The organism is Tahibacter sp., from assembly GCF_032229445.1.
In the GTDB taxonomy this organism is placed as follows: Bacteria; Pseudomonadota; Gammaproteobacteria; order Xanthomonadales; family Rhodanobacteraceae; genus Tahibacter.
Genome location: NZ_JAVTWC010000016.1, coordinates 1 through 3,310, shown reverse-complemented (window position 1 = coordinate 3,310; position 3,310 = coordinate 1). Strand labels below are relative to the sequence as shown.

Genomic DNA, 3,310 nt, shown 5'->3' with positions numbered 1-3,310 from the left:
ACAAGGCGGCTGATTTCGCGTGGCTGCTGCGTTACTCGCCGTATCACAACGTTCGCGCTGGCGTGAACATGCCAACCACGCTGGTGATCGCTGGCGAAAACGATACTCGCGTTGACCCGCTGCATGCGAAGAAGTTTGTCGCACTGGCGCAGAACAATCCGGGGCAGGTGAATCCTGTGTTGCTCAAGATGGACTACGACTCCGGCCACGGCAGCGGCAAGTCCACCGCGCAGCAGGTCGAAGACCGCGAAACCTGGCTCAAATTCATTCTTGTCATGACTGGCGCATCGAAACCGGCGGCCACGGCTGCCAAACCGTGAGAACGAAAATCATGAGCTACACCCTCCGTCATTCGCTGGCTGCTGTGCTGGCTGTTTGCTCCGCTGCCTTGGCAGCGGCACAAGGCGTGCAGATCACCCTGCCGCCGGGCGTGACCGGCAGCAAGGAGCCGCCACCCACCGTCGCAGGCGCAGCGGTTCCGGGCAGCATCGACAAACTGGGCTGGATGGCGGGCTGCTGGCAGGGCACGTCGGACGTGGATGGCTCCAATGTCCGCGAACTCTGGCTGGCGCCAGCTGCAGGCACCATGATGGGCGTATCGCAGACGCTACTGCGGGAGAAGTCCGTCGGCTGGGAGGCGATGCGTCTCTACGACGAAGGCAACACGGTGAAGGCCTGGCTGCGTCCCGGCGCCCGGCGTGAATTCACGATGGCAATGGAAAAGTTCGAGGACGGTTTTGTGAGCTTTGCCGTCACCGAGGGCGACACCACCACCCGGCTGATCTACCACCGCCGCAATGGCAACGAGATTGGCGCCTCGTTTCGCCTGATTCGCGGCGAAGACCGCCGTGGCGTTGACTTTTCATTCAAACGGATCGAGTGTTCCACGTTGATGGGCGGCGCAAAGTAGTTCGAGGGAGTTCGAGAGGCACGACGGCTTTTGGCCGAAATAGCCGTTTCATCAGGGCTGAGCGGCCAACGCAGGCAAAGTCGACGTCTTGCGTTTTCAGGGCTCAAGCCCTTATTGAATGGGCGATTCAGCAAAAAGCTGCCGCTGCCCGTCTGTTGCGAGGCGCGTGTACAGGTCCTCGACTGGCAGGCGTTTTCCGTTTACAATCATCGGCTTACTTCGAAAAAATCATTCGTCCCTCGGGGTGCCTGCCAAGCTTCGCTGCAAAGCGATACCGGTAGCGCTTCTCTGATTGACGGCTAAAAGAGAACAGGAATCCTCATGGCACTCACGCCGGAACAAACCGCAAAAATCATCGCTGACCACGGCCGCTCCAAGGGCGACACCGGTTCGACGGAAGTGCAAGTTGCACTGCTGACCGCCAACATCAACGGCCTGTCGGATCACTTCAAGGCCCACGCCAAGGATCACCACAGCCGTCGCGGCCTGCTCAAAATGGTGAACCAGCGCCGCAGCCTGCTCGCCTATCTGCGCAACACCGACCGCGCCCGCTATCAGGCGCTGATCGAAAAACTCGGTCTGCGTAAGTAATTTGCACCGCTGCCTGATCGAAAAGCCACCTTGCGTTGTCGCAGGTGGCTTTTTTCGTTTCGCCACCGCGGAGGACGTCGGGCTTCGCCCTAAGACGACGGCCTCGCTGCGCGGCGTAGGACGACGCTCGCTTCGCTTGCTAGGACGGGACCTGATGACGCCTATTTCCATCTCGTCCTGGCCGCAATGAAAGTTACCTTCTTGAATAGCAGAATGCGCCTTGCATGCCCTTGCGTCCTAGCTCGCGCAGCGAGCGCCGTCCTAGGCCGCGCAGCAGGCCGACGTCCTAGCGCGTAGCGCGACGTCCTGCTCCCCCAGTTTCCCCAACGACAAAAGAGAAAGGATCAGCCCGATGCTGACCGCAACCAAAAAGTCCATCGAGTATGGCAAACACACCCTCACGCTTGAGACCGGCGAAATCGGTCGTCAGGCCGATGCCGCCGTGCTCGTCCGTTATGGCGACACCGTGGTGCTCGTCTCCGCCGTCGCCAAGACGAGCGTGAAAGAAGGCCAGGACTTCTTCCCGCTCACCGTGGACTATCAGGAGAAGTTCTACGCCGCCGGCAAGATCCCCGGTGGCTTCTTCAAGCGCGAAGGCCGTCCGACAGAGAAGGAGACGCTGACCGCGCGCCTGATTGATCGCCCGATCCGCCCGCTGTTCCCGGATGGCTTCTACAACGAAATCCAGGTCATCGCGACCGTGATGTCGATGGACCCGGAGATCGATCCGGACATCCCTGCGATGATCGGTGCCTCGGCCGCGCTGTACCTGTCGGGCGTGCCGTTCGCCGCCCCGATCGCTGCCGCCCGCGTCGGCTACGCCAATGGCGAGTACATCCTGAACCCGACCGCGACCGAACTCAAGACGTCCGAGATGGATCTCGTGGTCGCCGCGACCGAGACCGCCGTGATGATGGTCGAATCGGAAGCCGCTGAGCTGCCCGAAGACGTGATGCTCGGCGCCGTGTGGTGGGGCCACGCCCAGCAGCAGCCGGTGATCGACATGATCATGGCGCTCGGCGAAGTCGCCGGCAAGCCGGCCTGGGACTGGCAGGCTCCTGCGAAAGACCCGGCACTGGTCGCGAAGGTCGTCGAGATCGCCGGCCCGGGCTTCGATGAGGCCTACAAGATCAAGTCGAAGAGCGCGCGCAGCGCCAAGCTCAAGGAAGTCTCCGCTGCCGCCGAGGCCGCGCTGATTCCGGCCGACGCCGATACGCTGACCAAGAACAACATCAAGAACGAGCTGTTCGCCCTCGAGGCGAAGACCGTTCGCGAGCAGATCCTGCGCGGCGAGCCGCGCATCGACGGCCGCGACACGCGCACCGTGCGGCCGATCTCGATCCGCACCGGCGTGCTGCCGCGTACGCACGGGTCGGCACTGTTCACGCGTGGCGAAACGCAGGCGCTGGTCGTCGCGACGCTCGGCACCAAGCAGGACGAGCAGATCATCGACGCGCTGGGCGGCGAATACCGCGATCGCTTCATGCTGCACTACAACATGCCGCCGTTCGCTACTGGCGAAACGGGCCGCGTTGGCTCGCCGAAGCGCCGCGAAATCGGCCACGGCCGCCTCGCCAAGCGCTCGCTGGTGACGGTGCTGCCGCCCGAAAAGGACTTCTCGTACTCGATGCGCGTCGTCTCGGAGATCACTGAATCGAACGGCTCCTCGTCGATGGCCTCGGTGTGTGGCGGCTCGCTGGCACTGATGGACGCTGGCGTGCCGCTCAAGGCCCCGGTTGCAGGCATCGCAATGGGCCTGATCAAGGAAGGCAACCGCTTCGCCGTGCTGACCGACATCCTCGGTGACGA

Annotated in this window: 4 protein-coding genes; all 4 read left to right on the top strand. The window is 62.7% G+C overall.

Annotation, left to right across the window (positions count from 1 at the left end):
- A partial coding sequence (locus tag RUU78_RS03420; RefSeq protein WP_313913692.1) for a prolyl oligopeptidase family serine peptidase occupies positions 1-320 on the top strand: 320 nt, incomplete at its 5' end.
- 11 nt (positions 321-331) lie between these two features.
- Positions 332-910, top strand: a complete 579-nt coding sequence (locus tag RUU78_RS03415; RefSeq protein ID WP_313913690.1) for a DUF6265 family protein — start codon at positions 332-334, stop codon at positions 908-910.
- A 321-nt stretch (positions 911-1,231) separates the two neighbouring features.
- The gene (gene rpsO, locus RUU78_RS03410; RefSeq protein ID WP_156861855.1) at positions 1,232-1,501 is read left to right on the top strand and encodes a 30S ribosomal protein S15; all 270 of its coding nucleotides are present in this window, start codon (positions 1,232-1,234) and stop codon (positions 1,499-1,501) included.
- Between the two features lie 352 nt (positions 1,502-1,853).
- The coding region (pnp, locus tag RUU78_RS03405) for a polyribonucleotide nucleotidyltransferase (RefSeq protein ID WP_313913686.1) at positions 1,854-3,310 on the top strand (1,457 nt) is incomplete at its 3' end.

Excerpts from the sequence above, each read along its gene's own strand:
- RUU78_RS03415 (WP_313913690.1), top strand. The coding sequence starts at position 332 with ATGAGCTACACCCTCCGTCATTCGCTGGCTGCTGTGCTGGCTGTTTGC.
- rpsO (WP_156861855.1), top strand. The coding sequence starts at position 1,232 with ATGGCACTCACGCCGGAACAAACCGCAAAAATCATCGCTGACCACGGC.